We start from the raw sequence: 16,606 nt of genomic DNA on the forward strand, positions 1-16,606 counted from the left end.
AAGCATTTCTGAATTCTCATAATTCATAAAACATAACTCAACGATTTGACGCAATTAACTGCTTGTGTGTCTATAGAGAGGGGAATTTCAATCCAGAACTCAGTTCCCTGTCCAGGTTCTGATACACATTTCAGTGTTCCCCTATGTTTTTCAACTACAATCTGATAGCTAATTGATAAACCTAATCCTGTACCCTTACCTACAGGCTTAGTTGTGAAAAATGGATCAAACAGTCGTTCCTTGACTACTTCTGTCATTCCTGAACCATTATCAGCAATTCGGATAACACAGCTCGTTTCAATGACTTCTGTAGTAATTGTAATTTTATTAGAATTAGCATGAATTTCTGCGATCGCGCGTTTATCGTTATGGCTTTCGAGTGCATCGATGGCATTACTGATAATATTCATGAACACTTGATTGAGTTGCCCGGCGTAGCAATCTACCAAAGGCAAGTTGCCATAATTTTTAACTACTTTGATCCCAGGATGATCCACGCTATTCTTAAATCGATTCTGTAAAATCAGCAAAGTACTATCTAGTCCGTGGTGAATATCAACCTTTTTCATCCCTGCTTCATCAAGACGAGAGAAGTTCCGTAGAGACAAGACAATTTCAGAGATCCTTTCGGCTCCTACTTGCATCGAATCTAGAATGTTTGGCAAATCATCTAGTAAAAAATCTAACTCAATTTCCTCAATGTACTCTTTAATTTCTGGCACAGGATTGGCATAAAATTGCTGGTAAAGATATATAAGCTTCAGTAAACACTGTGTATAATCTTTTGTATATTTTAAATTCCCGTAAATAAAGTTAACGGGGTTGTTAATTTCGTGAGCAACTCCTGCAACCAACTGTCCCAGACTGGACATTTTCTCAGCCTGAACTAATTGGGCTTGAGTTTGCTGTAGCTCCCGGAGGGATTTTTCCAATCTTTTAGCTTGAGCCTCAGCAATTTCCGCTAGGTTCTCCTTGATTTGCAGCGCACTCCGTAGTTGTGCTCTTTGTTGTTTCAGTTCGCTTGTTAAGTTTTTGGCATCAGCCAAAGCAGTGTTCTGAGCTTGCAGCAGAAACAAGAAATCAACAATTGGGTCGTGAATCGCAAAGTCTTTGAGTTTTATACCCAAAGGAGTCAGGCTAGTTGTATTTGTAATCCAGGGTGAACCTAAAAAAAATATTACCTCCTCTTCTGGTTGATACATCATCTGACCCTTGAGCTGCATTCCATTGTGGAGAAACTCTAAAATGAATAGGGCACGAGACTGTTTACAAATAGTATCAAAATCGACCACAATTTTTGGACGATTGATTTGAAAATGCTGCTCAATCAATTTACCAACTAATGGCTCAGGACTAATGCGCCCCAAGACATCACCAGTTTGTACAATTTCACGGTTACGGCTAAATGCGAAGTGGAAGGGAAAAGCTTTCGCCAATAACTCTGGTGAAAGCGTAAGGTGAGGAGGAGCCATGCTGCTGCACTCAATTTGGTTTATAAATCACTAAAAATTCATCATGTTCAGCACCTTCATCCCGATTCTGGGTTTGGGTAATATGAACTTCTGTATCAAACCTTGTTCCCAATCCTTTGATTAGACCAACAACCATTGGAGTCAGCCCTTCTCTATCAGAACGATAGTGTAAGCTCAGAGAATTTTCCTCCATATCAGTACACTCAAATGATGGAGGCTGGAGTTGGGGAAAACTAACTCCTACACGAGCATGAAGATTGTCGAGGTTTTCTAAAAACTCAGGTAGTGTATCTCCACTCATATCCATCATTTCGCCATAGCCTTCTTGGGCTGTGTACTGAACCCAGAATTCCCCAAAGGCTTGCATAATCTGTTTGGGAGATAAACTTAGAACGACACTAGCAGCTTTTACTAGCTTGTGGGTCATGTCATCGGGATAGCCTTCCATACTGAGGAAAACATCTACGTCCACCTCTGCTTTGTGCTTAATTTGTTTCCAAGTCTCCTCGCCAAAGCGACTGCACACCATGTCTTGAATCGCCTTGTTCACTAATCCGTACATGGAAGCCTCCTCATGACTGCACCTAATTTTGCTTTGTGAATTTGCCCAAGACTCGACAACTAATTTCTTAAAAAGGTTATTTAAATGACAAAGTTTTCTGGAGTTAAACTTTGAAAATGTTTTATTACAGATTCAAAATCCCAAAAAATAAGTAAAACTGTTTGTATTTTAATGCTACAAATACTCGTGATTACAACCGTATTTTCACTTATTCCTTTTACCCAGCTAGTTTTGAGGATTTGTAGTAAGGACTTTAGTGCTTACTACAAACTTGTTTACCCATCAATTTAAACTTGATAGAATACTACAGCAATGCATCAAAATGCACCCATGAATCAGGATACAAGCTGTATTTAGAGATTTGACGCTGAATTCCGTTAAAAAATTGGACACGGGCATCCATAGCTTCTACAATAGCCAGTTTTACCTTGATATCCTCCTCATTCATGGTGATTCGAGGTTCAATCACTTCTGATAGCTTTGCTGCATGACTATCATCTACATCAATATGAACTTCAAAAAAGATCAGGGCTTCTTTGGGTAAGGGAGCAGCACCGATAATTCCTTTATATAGTTGGGTATACAGTGAGCTAACAATCCCTTCGGAAGCATAACAGACAGCACCCAGTGCAGCTAAGTAGCCATATTTATGTGGCATCTGTAAGTAGGTTTCAATAAGGGCACGAGTTTCAGGTGCAGTAGGTAGTGCTGCCAAAGTTTCGTCGTCCATACCAAGTGCGCGGGTAAATTGACGAAACAATTCTGGGTGGGACTGAGTTATGTCTCCTTGTCCCATTTCGTCAAATAGGTTTTCTAAAATGACTAACTGACTACTTTCATCTTCGCAACAAGATAAGATGCTAGCCAAGATCCGATTAAATTCTTTGGAGAATTTGTACATCTGAACAGCTAGTATCTGTACGTCTGGTAAAAATAAATTTCCAGCCCGACAACGCATTAAGAACTCATGATTCCATAAAGGATGATTAAGCGTTATAGCACGGAAGGAATTTCTCACTAAAGAAGATGTCTGTGTCATCGTGATATTTGTAGGGCTATATGGAGTGGTTGGTCAAGTAAGGGACTAAAAAATGATTGGTCTACTGCGATATGTTCTGGAGTTACGCGCAATTCCTGTAAAATTGGCATGGTATTAAAGCCAGCAATTCTAAGGGCATTAAAGTAATCCTCAAGAGTTTTGTGAATCAATTGGACATTTAACCAGGAGCCGTCTCGTTTCCAAATACGACCAGGAAACTGCTGATCTCGCTTGCTGAAGTAGCCTGCACCCTCCACTTGAAAATAAAACGGATATGATGCCTCCCGCATATATGGAAAAGATGGATGGGGAACGCTAAATACAAATCGACCGCCCGGACGAAGAATACGTACAACTTCTGCCATGCATTCTTGGGTTTGAGAAATTGTCAAATAGTTAAATAGAAATACTGCAACAACTAAGTCAATTTCACCATCATCAAACTGCTTGAGATTGGTAGCACATCCTACTTCATAGCTAATACCCAAAACATCTTCTGCTTCTTGCAACTTGGCGGCTTCAATCATGCCTTGGGAAAGGTCTATTCCATGTACTTGTGCAGCACCACGCCGGCGTAATTCTCGACTGCAATAACCTTCTCCGCAACCTATATCAAGTACTCGCAACCCGCCAACAGGCTCACAAAGCTCTAGTACAAAAGGACGTGCTGTAAAGTCTGAGAGAGAACTAGGTTCTCCTCTAATCCAGTCTGATGCTGTGCGATTATATAAGTTTTTAGTTGAGTTTGTGTGATTCACATTTGACATTTTTAACTATTTATTTACATTAGAGTTGTACTGGGTTTAATCAATGCTGTATTTAATACTATTTATGTTGTAACATTTACCTGATTTAATGCTAATGTTGATTTTACTGATTTTTATTTGTTTGTTAATTTTGTGTTTAAAAAGTATAGTCTCAAGGTAGCGCCCAATTGAAATATTCTCAACTTTTTAATTTCTTCAAATATAAATAAATTAATCTAGCCAGGCTTTATGAAATTTATGAGATACTTAGTTAATAGCAACTTTACACATAAATATTTTGAGGTTTAAACTTTAACTTTACATAGGCTTTACTAATGTAGTTAAAATTAACTCTTTAAATCAAGATAAACAATAGAAAGTAAACAGTATATTTTACGAAGTATAAAGAGAATAATCTTGTTAAGTTGTAATAGTCAGATTCGTTTTTAAAACGAAATGACTTTGGATGTATGAGTGATTTAAATAATTTAGAATAACCTTGGAAGAGATCATGTTAGAAGAACTATTAGCAGAATCACCAGAGTGCGATCGCGTACAATATGACCGGACGATGTCTACGACGGGCTACGCCTACGCATTTTCTCAACTTGGCGATCGACTCTTCGATGAGCTTGCTGATAAAATTGCTACAAGGCGACAGTACCGATTACTGTTTGAACACACATTAAAGCCTGAGTTGTTCCAGCAGATCCGCATTGCTGCTGCTGGTTATATTTCGGCATGTCTGAATAGTCATATCATTCTTTCAGAAGCTGAAATGCTTGAACGACTATTGGAAGCAAGAAATACATTACCGAACTACACCGGCACTGGTCTGTTGATGCCTAAGCGAGAACATACCCTAGCATTTAACCTTTTTCAGAAGAGTGTAGCTGAGGCTTTCTACCAACTAGGAGCAAATGACCTGATTGATGCAGTAGATTTACCAGTCAATCTCCGCATGGTCTACGGTAAGACTGACGCAAAAAAATTGAGTTTACCCTTCGCTAGCTCAAAGTGCCATAGCGATGTCTGGGCAGGTGTTGCTGCTGATGCAACTGTAGTAGTTCTGCCACTATTTGGCGACATCGATAATATAACTATTGAAGCAGGTGAGATGCCCCGCGAGATGGAACTACAGTCTATGCAAGTGATGTCAGACTTCGATGAAGGTCGGGATGTTCCAATGGTTGTCTCCTATACAGAAGCACAACTACAACATGGCACGATGTACTTTAATGATGCCCGTGGATTGCACCAAACAGTAAGAAGGAAAACTGAAGGTCTAAGAATTTCTGTAGATTTCCGGTTTCGTAGGAAATTCAATGAAGCTTACCGGGCAATGGTAGCACCTAGTATTGGTGGTGTTGAAGAAGATATGAGCGTGCCCTATGAAGACTGGCTGAAAGTTGGTAAGGAAACGCTAATTGTGTTTGATGAAAGTTGTGAACAAGCAAGGAAAAAACAGAATTCTGGCGCTCCAGTTCCGCTATATACTCGCGGGTATCGTCTTGTAGAAATGTTCAACTCTTAACTTTCAGAAATAGAAGTAACAAAAAATAAAGAGGTCTGGTATCAGACCTCTTTATCAATTTTTATCACCCATAGACCTAGATTCATAAACTTTGCGATAGTCTAATTTTCCGAAATAGAAGTTTTCCATCTATTGTCAAAAAGGTTGTGAGTCTTGATATTCCTTTGGAAGATAGCTATCTACTAAACTTATCAAGTATTATCAAGAAAAAAGAGGTCTTTTCCGACCTCTTACCAATTCCCTAAAATAATATTCTATTTACAGAACTACGACAAGCCAGTATTAGCGCCTTGTTTACCAGTTGCCAGTTCCACTTTGATAATTTTACCGCCTGCTTTTTGAATACGTTGCTGTTCACGGAACCAGTTCTCATAAGGAACTAGCTTAGTGAAGTAGGTATTTTGCAGTTCGCGTTGGGTACGAATTCGGGTTTGGCTGGGAACTAGAGCAGTAATTTTAAACAAACGGGACATATTTTGAAAATCTCCTGAAAACTTTTTTTATCTCAAAATCTTGAGTGCAAATCTTTTAATCATTCCAAGGCTGGAAATCAAACATCAATACTAGACCACCAACACTCACCACTGATAATTTACCAAGATAAGCAATATAACGTTCTAGCACTCACGGTTGATTTCCAGACCTTAATAAAGCCGCACCTAAATTCTTAAGCGCAAACTAGCTCTTAGCTTAAGCCAGAAGAGATATAGTCTAAGTAAACGCCCATTTCCTTACCAGCGTCAGAACCAACCAAGCTAGCAGTTACTTCCTTGATTGCTTGGATAGCTTGGACGGTAGCACCAACGGGAACTCCTAAAGAGTTGTAGGTTTCCTTCAAGCCATTTAATACACGCTCATCCAAAATGGAAGGATCGCCAGCTAACATCGCGTAGGTGGCATAGCGGAGGTAGTAGTCCAAATCACGGATGCAAGCAGCATAGCGGCGGGTGGTGTACATGTTGCCGCCTGGACGGGTGATGTCAGAGTATAGCAAAGATTTTGCTACAGCTTCTTTGACGATCGCAGCAGCGTTAGCGCTGATGGTGCTAGCAGCACGTACCCGCAGTTCGCCAGTGGCGAAGTAGCCTTTTAGTTTTTCTAAAGCAGAGCTGTCTAAGTATTTACCTTGAACATCTGCGGAGTTAATGACAGCGGTAATTGCGTCTTGAGCCATGTTGTTAATTCCTTATTTCCAACCGTATTGCAATACTTCTGTTTCGGCAGGGAAACAGCATCACCCTATAGCAGGGCACCAACTAGGTAGTCGAAGTAGGTACCAGCTTCAGAAGCATCATCACCAGACAGCAATGTAGTAGCTACATTCTTCAGCCCACGGATACCTTCAGCAACACCATCAATAGGAGTTCCCAAGGACTTGTACAGTTCACGGGCACCGATAACGCCAATTTCTTCGATGGGGGTAACATCACCAGCAACGATACCGTAGGTAACGAGGCGGAGGTAGTAATCTAGGTCACGCAGGCAAGTAGCAGTCAATTCTTGACCGTAAGCGTTACCACCAGGAGATACAACATCAGGACGCTTTTGGAACAGTTGATCGCCAGCTTGCTTAACCAGCCGTTCACGATTTTCTGTCAAGATTTGAGCAATCCGCACACGGCGTTCACCACTGGCAACAAAGGATTTGATCCGATCCAATTCACCAGGGCTGAGATAGCGAGCTTCTGCATCAGCATTCACGATAGCTTTCGTGACAATACTCATTAATGGATTCCTCCAATACAAATGAAACCAGGATTTGATTAAACTGGTGCGACTTTAAATTTGGTTTACTGAGTTTATTTTCTCGTTCTTTTAGATACAACAGTTTAATAACTGCTACGGCTTATAAATTACGAGTTTTCTTGAGTCCACACAAGTACACAAGCTTTTAAACTCAGTTACCTTCCGCAAAACATTTTCCGGCATTCTGTTGAGCATTTATGACTGCTCTTAACACTTTGTAATATTATCTTTCAGAATTTCCTGTTTTAGCTGTAATCTGAGAGCGATATTACGAAAGGTTACGAACGGGAGAGGGGACAGGTAAAAGGGGACAGGAAATAATCTGTACCCTATTCCCTATTCCCTATTCCCTAATCAGTCGCTACACTGCCGAGGTAGTTACCTGCTGGCAGAGATGGGAAGCGGTTGTAAGGCACAACATGTTCACCGAAGTAGCGGCTATATTCTGGGCTTTCGACTATTGCTTCTACAGCAGCCGACAAACCACTATCAGCTAGCAGCTGGTTATACTGGCGAATTTCTTCCTGAGTTGTGGGTGTACGCCCCAACAGGTGACGGAAAAGGAACTCAACCACCTTGGCATGAGGATAAGGTGACAAGAAGCGCTGACGATAGATTTCAGAACTAGCTAGTTCACGCACAAACTGCCGTACGGAAATTTCACCATTCTGGAGTTTGCTGTCTAGGTCAGTACGGCGGAAATTTTCAGGCACTTCAGCGCTAAATACATCCAATACCTGACAGTAAATAGCGTTGATTGCCTGTTGTGTTTCGGCTTGGTTTGCGCTTTCTGTTAGACGGTAAATGCGTGCATGTTTCCGCACACCCAGTTCTACGGGTTGTCCGTTACCATCTTTGTAAGAACGACCCAGTTCAGCAAAAGCGGGCTTACTCTTGTTGATACCGTTTGTTTGGGCTGCTATATCTGCGATCGCCTGCGTCAAAAGTGGCGTATCGTTACTAGCTCCTACACGCGATTGCACGGGTTTAAAGCTAGGCACAACTACGTCATCATTTTGCTTGGTCAGCTGGTTGTACAGCTTCTCGGTATTCGGGAAGTTTGCCGCAGGTAGGGTCGGGAAGCGACGGTAAGGAACCGTATCTTCACCAAATACCTGGTTATATTCCACACTATCTACCAAAGCCCCAATAAAGGCACGAATCCCTTGAGTAGCCAATATCTGGTTATACTTACGGATTTCTGCTTGGTCTAATGGCGCACGTCCTAAGAAGTGTTTGGTTCCCAACTCAATCACTTTGGTGTTGGGGTAGGGTGTGTAGAATTCTTTCAGGTAGAGGTTAGAGTAACCCAAACCTTGAATAAATTCCTTCACACTGATTTCGCCGTTCCCCAGCTTGCTTTCCCACGCCGTAAATTCATTTTTGGCAATGTAGGGTGCAATATCGCGCTCAAAAATCTGACGATAGGCAGCGCTAATCAAGGTTTTTACTGCAACTTTGTCACTGGTATTGGATACCAGTTTGAAGATTTTGGTTTGTTCGCGTTGCTTGCTAACACCTTGGTTAATGCGGAACTGAATATCTGGTTCTGACCGTTTTTCTGTGACTGTACCTAATGTCACAAAGCTCGGTGTTACTTCCTTCTGAACTTTTGCCGCAACATCTTCACGAATGCTACCAACGCGCAATTGCCGCCCTGATACACCACCAGGAGTCAGATACCGTTCGTAAGGAATTGTATCTTCACCAAACGCTTCGCTGTATTCTACGCTGTTAATGATGGCATCAATTACCGCGTAAAAGCCTTGTTTTGAAGCGATATCAAAGTACTTGTTGATTTCTTGACGGCCATAAGTCGGACGACCCAACAAGCGGCGGTGAATATACTCGATCGCTTTACAAACATAGAGCGATGACCAGTACAGATTGCGGAATACATCAGACTTAGCCAAAGCACGGATAAACTCACGTAGAGAGATATCGCCGTTTTCCAGCTTAATTTCTAATACCTTCGGGCGCTGACCTTCGTAAAGATCGCGACCAAAAACTTGCAGATAAGCAGCTCTAATCACAGCTTGCGTTGAGCTTTCGGAGAATCTGACGCTAGAATTTTTGGCAGCCTTTTTACCTCTAGTACCAGGCAGTTGATCTAATTTGAACACTTTGGGGCCAAGAGTACCAGGAGCTTCACCCCGCGCTTTGGGATTACTATTTTGGTTATTAATCCCTGCCCCTTGGTGAATCAGGATGCGTTTGGTATCTTTGCCAAAAGGAGCCGGACGGGTGCTGGGGTTGCGAGTTTCTTTCGGGAAAATCGCCCCAAACTGAATTTCCAAGGGGTCATTACCAGAACCGTAAGGATGTTGGTCTGGTAGCGGCTGTTCGTAAGCAGCAAATGTGGTGATAAACTGAGGTATTTTGCGGAAAGGCGCACTGTAGTTAAACAGGTCTTGCTGCGGCCCCCAGTTGCGACATTCTTGTGCTTCTTGACCCAGACCCCGGAGGTAAGGTACTGTTTCTTCACCAAAATAGTCGCTGTATTCAGCAGAATCTACTAAGGCATCTACCAAGGCTGCCAGACCACCATTAGAAATAATCGAGAAGTATTTTTGTACTTCTTCCCGGCTACTTGGGCCCCGTCCCAGAATGTGACGGAAAGCAAGTTCGACGACTCGGCTGTTAATAAAAGGCTGGTAAAACTGTTTTTGGTAAAGGGGAGATTTAGCTAAACGACGAACAAACTCCTTCACGGAGATGTCGCCATTTTTCACCTTGGATTCTAAGTCAGATATGGACAAGCTATAAGCACGGGTAATGTCGCGCTCAAAAATTTGCCGATATGCCGCTTTGATTACCTCATTTTTTTCGCTACTTGATAACCCAGTTTTCATCACAAACTTGGGACGGCGTTCTGCTGCATTAAAGTAAATTTGCGGCAGTTGCAACCCTTGCTGGTCGCTAGAGGGACGTTGACGGACTTTATTTGAAGGTGTGGCTGCTTTGAATTCTGTTAACAAAACATCCATGTACTGAGACACAATTTCTGTAGCCTCAGCATCCTTGCGAAAAAAGGAAAGTGCTCCGGCTTTGATTTCTTGCAAAGCTACCAGCGTTGCTTCACCAGAGCAGGCATTTTCAATTATTTCCCGCAAACCCCGTGTGTTCACCGCTATGATGTTGGGGTCGCCAGCAACGATCGCATAAGTAGCGTAGCGCAAGAACCAGGATAAATCCCGCAAGCTCTTGGCCATGTTGCTGGGGCCATAACGAGCAATGTTAATTGGTCTGAAACCTGCGGGTACCGGGCCGCTGGGGGATGAGTTAAATATTGATCGTAAATTTTCTAGGAACCCACCACGACTTTCAACGTAGGTTACAGTTCCTAGTTGCATCCCTTGCTGAACATTAGCACCACCAACACCAGCAGTTATTAGTTCTGCTTCTCTGGGCTTTTCTAAAAAAGCCATTGGCGAACCACCGACAAAAATCCGGTTGGCAGCGCGAGACACAATAATCTCGGCATTATCCGTAAGCGTCTGGGAAATTTCTAAACGCTTTGCACCAGATGCAAAATAACTTGCCAGTTCATTTAGTTCACCACTTCCCAAAAAGCGGTCTTGCTGCTCGGCTTGGGTAATTGTCGCTACAGCTAGGGTTTGATATAGTTGCGGACGTGCAACTGAGGTTCCACCACTCGCTTTAACACTCATCGGATTTGTAAAACTCCCATCATAATCGTTATATATGTTAAATCTGGTTCGCTTTGAGGCTTGACACATCGGTGTCTCTGTGCTTCATGAGCTTGAGAGTATTGCCTGCAAAACTGCCAGTAAATTAACCCAGTTAGCTTTTAGATTAGAACGTTTTGCGTTCTCAAGGCTGGTTTATTAAGAAGTGTGTAGAACCTGTAGCTTAGATACATCCAGTCTCAAGAGTACATACTCTTGTTTGGCTGAGATCAAATCTAAGTTTTGTAACTCAGAAATAGGCTAGGCATGGTCTACTGATTGCGAAAACCTTTATTTTGATGTTTGTGGCAGTATCCATTTTACGATTATTGCAACTGTTACAAAATCTTAGTTGAAACCAAATTTCCTTCAGCAATGATCGGTGGACAGGAGTCATTAGTCGATGTTAAGTTGTTTTTGCTACTAATGACTGAATATTCCTAAATAGCGCCGCCCTGGAAATAATTCTCAAATTGCGGTGTTTTTTAGCTTTAGCTATCAGTATTCTTTAACGGGAAAATACTATGCACAAAAGTTCTAAATTCAACTATTTATTCAATGTTACCCTGTCTGCGATCGCAGTTATTTTAGCCGTCACTCCTGCAAATGCGCTTCCAGAACAAAACATCAGCAGCGTTGTGAAGTGGGCAAAGACCAGGCCTCAACTACCAACTCTGAGATACAACAGCGAAGCCCACGGCTACGAGGGTAGAAAAGGAAATTTATACTTTTATGCTGATGTCACCCAAGAAAATGGGACAGTGATTAAAGAAGGAATAACTGTGAGTGGTGACTCAAGTATCAAATTCACCACAAAAAATACCAAAGCGGTGAAACTGTTACAAAATATTTATAATTCTAATATTGCTAATGACTTCCAGAAGTCTCGGTATGTCACCAAAGTTGGACGTGACCAATTTTATAGTGGGCAAAAGTTTGCTTACATCACGGCGGCGGTACAAGGTGGGTCATCATTGCAGATAATTCCTTTGAATAAGTTGCAAGAGTTTATAGATAGTGCAAAATATTGCCAAACTAATCAATGCGACCTTTGATTAGTTGATATTTTATGATGATAAAGCGACGTAAATTTATCTGCTTGATTCCTGGTTTCGTAGTAGGTAGTACTAGCAGCATACTTTTGAGTTCCGATACCAAAAAATATTTAACCATTAAGCGTAAACGAAATCTACCTTTCTTCTTAGGCTGGTATGACCACATTTACAATATTGATGTTTCCACTCAAGTATCTTCTAAAGGAATTAATCTATTAATACCTTATGTAGGAGAAGCAGATAAGGGAAAAATTCAAGCATTTTTGGATGCTTCTAAGAAAGTAGGAGTAAAAGTTTTATTAGAGATTTATCGTCCCCTAGTTGAATCAGAAAATATCTTAGGGGTAAAAGACTTTATTCGTACTTATAAAAATCATCCTTCCGTTTATGGTTGGTATCTTTATGATGAACCAGAGATTAAAAAACCTACACCACTCTCTCCAGATTTATTAAAAAAGGTATACCAAGCTATTAAGCAAGAAGATAAATCAAAGCCAGTTGCTTTAGTTTTTGCTGACATAAAAAAAATTGAATCTTACGCCGATGGAATGGATATACTGATGTGGGATAGTTATCCTTGCGAGGAAGGAGTTCCAGAATTTGAATGGGTATTATCTTACCGAAAAGCACTCTATAAAGTCATTTCTCTAGCTAACGTTAAAAACAAAAAATTTTGGAACGTACTACAGGCTTATAGCAAGAGTCAGTTCAAAAAACGACTGCCAACAAAAGTAGAATTTCGCTATATGTTTTATTTATCAGTCTTTGCAGGGGCTGATGGACTGCTATTTTGGACACACTACCTCTCTTCACATTCCTGGAATGAGTCAGTTTTGTATCCGACTATTAAAGAACTACAAGAGTACATTCCTGCAATCATTAAAGGAGAAGATTTGAGCAATCCAGTACAAGTAAACAACTCAGACATCCAAGTTAAATTATTCCCTATTCCTAATACTAAAAAATATTTGATGATAACTGTTAATCACAATCCAACTCAGATAAATCTCATCTTAAAACTTACTCAGAGGTTAGCCGGTAAAATAGTTACTTTTAACAAAAAAACTATTACTAACCTATCCCCTGATGCAAGTTTCAGTACTCTTTTAAATCCTTACGAGGTTCGGGTATATCAAATAGGATAAGTTAATTGGCTTAATTAAATATAAGACCCCTTTACTCTCCTAACCTCTGAGGACACGGAGGTGGACTTCTCTGCGAGATACGCAAATGTTTGTGTAGTAGCGTAAAGCCAACTCTTAGAGACGCTGCGCGAACGGCATAGCTTCACTTAGCGCGTCAGCGTGCCGGAGCCTCTATTCTATTCGCCTAATACTTTTCAAACATCCTTTCATGAATCGAATGCATTTATTGATAGCCAAATAAAGGTTATGATGTACCTCATTTGATTAGGAAAAGCTATAAAGTCTAGTAAACTATGAATTACCAGTTGTTGACTCGCAAAACTTGATTACGGAATAATTGATAGCTATAGCCAGAAAAGTGAGCAAGTGGCATACTCAATAAAGTAATTCCGCACAAAAACCAACGGCTAAAGAATGACGGAACTTTATCTTCGCTACCTCGCCAGATTTCCAAATCAAAGTTTTTCGAGCATTCCAAAGTAACTCGGAGACTCTCTAAAAAAGGTAAAATTAAACCTATTATAATTAATGATTCTATAGGCAAACCCAGCTTAGGAAATAGTAAATCAACAATCAGCAGTAAAATAACAGTAGATATAAATACAAAAGGCAGTAAACCTCTCAGCTGCGATTGTATTTTGTGTTTTGTACTTGTTAAATAACGACCTCTGCCATACTTAAAGTATTGAATAAGCAAAGACTTCCAGCTTTTTCGAGGGTAGTACCAGACGCAAATTTTGGAGTCGATGTAAATTGCTTGTTTCTTGTTATTAATTAATCTTTGATTTAATTCTGCATCTTGATTAGTAATTTGCGTTGTGTCAAATACGTTTTTTAATCTCAGGTTTAATTCAGTATCTTCATTAGAATTTGCTTCGACATTATAGCCTTCTATCTCTAATAAACTCTTTTTCCAAAAGCACCCTAAATAAACTGTATCTGCATAACCTGTATAGTTGGGATTTCTATATTTGGCTCCACCATTACCAAGAAAGCTTTTGGATGCAAGGGCAACACCAGCTTGGAAAGAAGTTTCAGCAACAAAACGTTGCGCTCCACCAACATTGCTAGCTTTTGATTTCAGCAAAGCCTCTATACATTTTTCAATGTAGTCAGGTGCATAATCCGAATGGGCATCAATTCTAATAAAAACATCACCTATAGATTCAGACAAAATTAAATTAAGACCAGCAGATTGGATTTTTTCAGGATTGTGTATTAATTTAACTCGTGCGTCTTTATCTGATATTTTTTTCACTATTTCTTGAGTGCCATCATTGCTGCCACCATCAGCTACAAATATCTCGATTAGGTTGGGATAACTTGTTTCTAAAAAACCTAAAACCAGGTTTTCTATATAATTTACCTCGTTATAGGTTGGTATGGCTACAGTTACAGAAGGAAAAGTCTTGAATCGGGATTCAACTAACATATTAGATTTAGCTATCATATTGAATTGGCTCTAGATAAATAACAATTTAAATTACAAAAACATTTTTATCGGGATCATCATAAAACGCATACATGCTTTTAAAAAGCAAAAAATATCAGTTTTTAAGCTATCAATAGGAGATAGAGGAAAGTATTTCTTACGCACCTCTCTGTGCATTCTATAATGCTTAAAGACTTTTATAGAAGATACACCTGTCGTGTCATAGTAAGAAATTGGAAAATATAGCAGGTGGGGTTGAGCAATTAAAGAGGCTCTAATATTAAAATCATAATCCATTTCTAAAGTTAGCTGCTCATCATACAAGCCGACTTTCTGAATAAGTTTTTGAGAGAAAATAGTAGACTGGTGACAGATAGGGTTGCGAGATAAAAATAAGTTTTTATCCCAATGAGTATACTGCTTAATATGTCTTTTTAAGTATTGTTTTTGGCTCAAAGAAATAGTTTCTCCAAATGCCCAAAGCCACTTTTCTTTTACATAAGAATCTACAATTTTAGTAATTACTACTTCATTAACTAATGAATCTCCCGAATTTAAGAAAATCACTAAATTACCTGATGATTTAAGTAATCCTACATTAAAAGCGTTAGCAATTCCAACACCATTTTGCTGAAATATAATCACTTTTTTTTGATGACTATATTGATTGATAAGCTCAACTGTTTTGTCTGTCGAATTACCATCAACAATAATGTGATTAATATATTTATAATCTTGTGTACTAACACTATCTAAAGTTTTAAGTATACAATTTGAAGAATTTTTTGTCAAAGTAATTACATCAACTTCAATTAGGTTATTCATGATTTTTTCAGGTTATAGACAGTTATTTACCATTGAGAAATAGCCAGCTCAATATAATCTATAATAGATGATGTAAATATATGACCTTCTAAGTAATTAAATGTAGGATTTGCACGAGAGTTAGCTTGTAAAAAATAAAAAAAGTAACTAACCGACAAAGAAGTCAAAATCACCATAGATAAAAATTTTATTTGTGGTTTAAGCTTACTCTTTCTTTCTAGAGGTAAATAGAAAAAAATTCCTAAAAAGGATAGAAGTATAAGACTTAATCTCAAAGGAAGGTAATCAAGATTGCGGGTAAATAAGAATAAAATTGACTGTAATACATAAAGGCATAACATACTTATATCTAAACGTTTTTCTTCTGGAGTAAGGCGATAATTTAAATTTGTCTCAATGTAATTATCTCGTGAGAGATTTATATAAAAATAACCAACAAATGCTACAAGTATTAAATGAGCTAGAAAACCTAAACTCGCTAGTTGGTGTTTTACGAAAAATGCACTTTTAGCGGCTAAGAAACTAAGCTGGTGAATGCTACTTATTGTATCAATGATAGATGCGATAGTAGCTTGATTCATAGAATATGAATATATAAATGCAAATACAAATAAAATAATACTTAAATATTTCATAATTACACTAAATTTATTAAATAGCTTGTGCTGTAATAAGCTATTTACATCGACGAATTGCATAATTATTATTGGTAAATAAAGGAGGATGGAATAATGATTTACAATACTCAAAAAGAAAAAGAATACACAAGTAAACTTATTTTTCTGAGAAACTAATGCACACAAAAAAAAGGTACTTGAGATAAATTGGCGCATTAGAAATGCTTGAAGATAAAATGCAGGATTTAGCAAAACAAACAATATTAGTAAAGCATAATATTTTTTTGAAATACCCTTACAAATTACGAAAAATGTCAGAAAATTAATAATAAAAGACCAGCTTAATAGAAAGCCAAGCTCCGAACCATTACAAATAATAAATAATAGAGATGCGAGGAAATAAAAACCTGGTTCAAATGGAAAATTGGCTGATTGAAAACATTCTATAGGATTATCACCATTACAATCTCGATATGCTATTAAATATTGCTCGGTATCAGCTTGAATATCTATAAGACAACAGAAAAGAGTGACGGTAACTGCTACTAGCAGAAGTATAGAATTATTGAGTAAGCTGTCTAGGCTATAAAATTTTGAGTTGCTATTGATAAATACAAATAAAAGTAGTGGCAATACTCCAATTATCGGAATCTGTATCCATATAATTATTCCAATAAATAGGAAAATATACCTTTGATAGTTAGTTTGAATACTTGATAAATTAAAATTCATTATCTAATTCTC

The 16,606-nt window shown here is 39.0% G+C and carries 13 protein-coding genes and 1 pseudogene; 3 read left to right on the plus strand and 11 right to left on the minus strand.

Going from position 1 to position 16,606, the window contains the following annotated elements; genetic code table 11:
* Positions 1–23: 23 nt before the first annotated feature.
* From HWQ36_RS08565 to HWQ36_RS08580, 4 genes are all read right to left on the minus strand, one after another.
* On the minus strand, positions 24–1,472 hold the full coding sequence (locus tag HWQ36_RS08565; protein ID WP_292700636.1) for an ATP-binding protein: 1,449 nt from the start codon (positions 1,470–1,472) through the stop codon (positions 24–26).
* A gap of 10 nt (positions 1,473–1,482) precedes the next feature.
* Positions 1,483–2,034 carry a heme NO-binding domain-containing protein gene (locus HWQ36_RS08570; RefSeq protein ID WP_292700639.1) on the minus strand — a complete coding sequence of 184 codons (552 nt, stop codon included), beginning with the start codon at positions 2,032–2,034 and terminating at the stop codon, positions 1,483–1,485.
* Positions 2,035–2,338: 304 nt separating this feature from the next.
* Complete coding sequence (locus tag HWQ36_RS08575; RefSeq protein ID WP_292700642.1) at positions 2,339–3,073, minus strand: iron-containing redox enzyme family protein; 735 nt, start codon at positions 3,071–3,073, stop codon at positions 2,339–2,341.
* A complete protein-coding gene (locus HWQ36_RS08580; RefSeq protein WP_292700645.1) occupies positions 3,070–3,840 on the minus strand; it encodes a class I SAM-dependent methyltransferase in 771 nt (256 codons plus the stop codon). The genes HWQ36_RS08575 and HWQ36_RS08580 overlap by 4 nt, the downstream gene beginning before the upstream one ends.
* A 490-nt stretch (positions 3,841–4,330) precedes the next feature.
* On the opposite strand from HWQ36_RS08580, the gene HWQ36_RS08585 reads away from it, so the two are divergent.
* Positions 4,331–5,353, plus strand: coding sequence for a hypothetical protein (locus HWQ36_RS08585; RefSeq protein ID WP_292700648.1), 1,023 nt, complete (start codon positions 4,331–4,333; stop codon positions 5,351–5,353).
* A 266-nt stretch (positions 5,354–5,619) separates the two neighbouring features.
* Here the strand turns inward: HWQ36_RS08585 and HWQ36_RS08590 are convergent, their stop codons facing one another.
* The 4 genes and pseudogenes from HWQ36_RS08590 to HWQ36_RS08605 form a co-directional block, all read right to left on the minus strand.
* The gene (locus tag HWQ36_RS08590) at positions 5,620–5,826 is read right to left on the minus strand and encodes a phycobilisome linker polypeptide (RefSeq protein WP_012411143.1); all 207 of its coding nucleotides are present in this window, start codon (positions 5,824–5,826) and stop codon (positions 5,620–5,622) included.
* Positions 5,827–6,038: 212 nt separating this feature from the next.
* Positions 6,039–6,527: an allophycocyanin subunit beta gene (apcB, locus tag HWQ36_RS08595; protein WP_069068902.1), complete on the minus strand. Its 489-nt coding sequence runs from the start codon at positions 6,525–6,527 to the stop codon at positions 6,039–6,041.
* Positions 6,528–6,592: 65 nt separating this feature from the next.
* Positions 6,593–7,078: an allophycocyanin subunit alpha gene (gene apcA / locus HWQ36_RS08600; RefSeq protein ID WP_012411145.1), complete on the minus strand. Its 486-nt coding sequence runs from the start codon at positions 7,076–7,078 to the stop codon at positions 6,593–6,595.
* Between the two features lie 383 nt (positions 7,079–7,461).
* A pseudogene (locus HWQ36_RS08605) lies at positions 7,462–10,770 on the minus strand (phycobilisome rod-core linker polypeptide); the annotation flags it as partial.
* Between the two features lie 542 nt (positions 10,771–11,312).
* Here HWQ36_RS08605 and HWQ36_RS08610 point away from each other — a divergent pair.
* Together HWQ36_RS08610 and HWQ36_RS08615 are read left to right on the plus strand one after the other, a co-directional pair.
* Positions 11,313–11,843: a hypothetical protein gene (locus HWQ36_RS08610; RefSeq protein ID WP_292700659.1), complete on the plus strand. Its 531-nt coding sequence runs from the start codon at positions 11,313–11,315 to the stop codon at positions 11,841–11,843.
* 86 nt (positions 11,844–11,929) lie between these two features.
* Positions 11,930–12,988 (plus strand): hypothetical protein, encoded by a 1,059-nt coding sequence (locus HWQ36_RS08615; protein WP_292700662.1) that lies wholly within the window; start codon positions 11,930–11,932, stop codon positions 12,986–12,988.
* A gap of 298 nt (positions 12,989–13,286) precedes the next feature.
* Here the strand turns inward: HWQ36_RS08615 and HWQ36_RS08620 are convergent, their stop codons facing one another.
* The 3 genes from HWQ36_RS08620 to HWQ36_RS08630 are packed head-to-tail and all read right to left on the minus strand — an operon-like array spanning position 13,287 to position 16,594.
* Entirely contained in the window at positions 13,287–14,438 is a 1,152-nt protein-coding gene (locus HWQ36_RS08620) for a glycosyltransferase family 2 protein (protein WP_292700665.1), read from the minus strand.
* A 33-nt stretch (positions 14,439–14,471) separates the two neighbouring features.
* The gene (locus tag HWQ36_RS08625; RefSeq protein WP_292700668.1) at positions 14,472–15,245 is read right to left on the minus strand and encodes a glycosyltransferase; all 774 of its coding nucleotides are present in this window, start codon (positions 15,243–15,245) and stop codon (positions 14,472–14,474) included.
* A gap of 26 nt (positions 15,246–15,271) precedes the next feature.
* Entirely contained in the window at positions 15,272–16,594 is a 1,323-nt protein-coding gene (locus HWQ36_RS08630; RefSeq protein ID WP_292700671.1) for an EpsG family protein, read from the minus strand.
* Positions 16,595–16,606: the final 12 nt, after the last annotated feature.

The organism is Nostoc sp. NMS2 (assembly GCF_017115105.1).
In the GTDB taxonomy this organism is placed as follows: Bacteria; Cyanobacteriota; Cyanobacteriia; order Cyanobacteriales; family Nostocaceae; genus Nostoc.

Bases quoted from the DNA above. Each gene is read 5' to 3' on its own strand.
- HWQ36_RS08565 (WP_292700636.1), bottom strand. From the start codon at position 1,472: ATGGCTCCTCCTCACCTTACGCTTTCACCAGAGTTATTGGCGAAAGCT.
- HWQ36_RS08570 (WP_292700639.1), bottom strand. From the start codon at position 2,034: ATGTACGGATTAGTGAACAAGGCGATTCAAGACATGGTGTGCAGTCGC.
- HWQ36_RS08575 (WP_292700642.1), bottom strand. From the start codon at position 3,073: ATGACACAGACATCTTCTTTAGTGAGAAATTCCTTCCGTGCTATAACG.
- HWQ36_RS08580 (WP_292700645.1), bottom strand. From the start codon at position 3,840: ATGTCAAATGTGAATCACACAAACTCAACTAAAAACTTATATAATCGC.
- HWQ36_RS08585 (WP_292700648.1), top strand. From the start codon at position 4,331: ATGTTAGAAGAACTATTAGCAGAATCACCAGAGTGCGATCGCGTACAA.
- HWQ36_RS08590 (WP_012411143.1), bottom strand. From the start codon at position 5,826: ATGTCCCGTTTGTTTAAAATTACTGCTCTAGTTCCCAGCCAAACCCGA.
- apcB (WP_069068902.1), bottom strand. From the start codon at position 6,527: ATGGCTCAAGACGCAATTACCGCTGTCATTAACTCCGCAGATGTTCAA.
- apcA (WP_012411145.1), bottom strand. From the start codon at position 7,078: ATGAGTATTGTCACGAAAGCTATCGTGAATGCTGATGCAGAAGCTCGC.
- HWQ36_RS08610 (WP_292700659.1), top strand. From the start codon at position 11,313: ATGCACAAAAGTTCTAAATTCAACTATTTATTCAATGTTACCCTGTCT.
- HWQ36_RS08620 (WP_292700665.1), bottom strand. From the start codon at position 14,438: ATGATAGCTAAATCTAATATGTTAGTTGAATCCCGATTCAAGACTTTT.
- HWQ36_RS08625 (WP_292700668.1), bottom strand. From the start codon at position 15,245: ATGAATAACCTAATTGAAGTTGATGTAATTACTTTGACAAAAAATTCT.
- HWQ36_RS08630 (WP_292700671.1), bottom strand. From the start codon at position 16,594: ATGAATTTTAATTTATCAAGTATTCAAACTAACTATCAAAGGTATATT.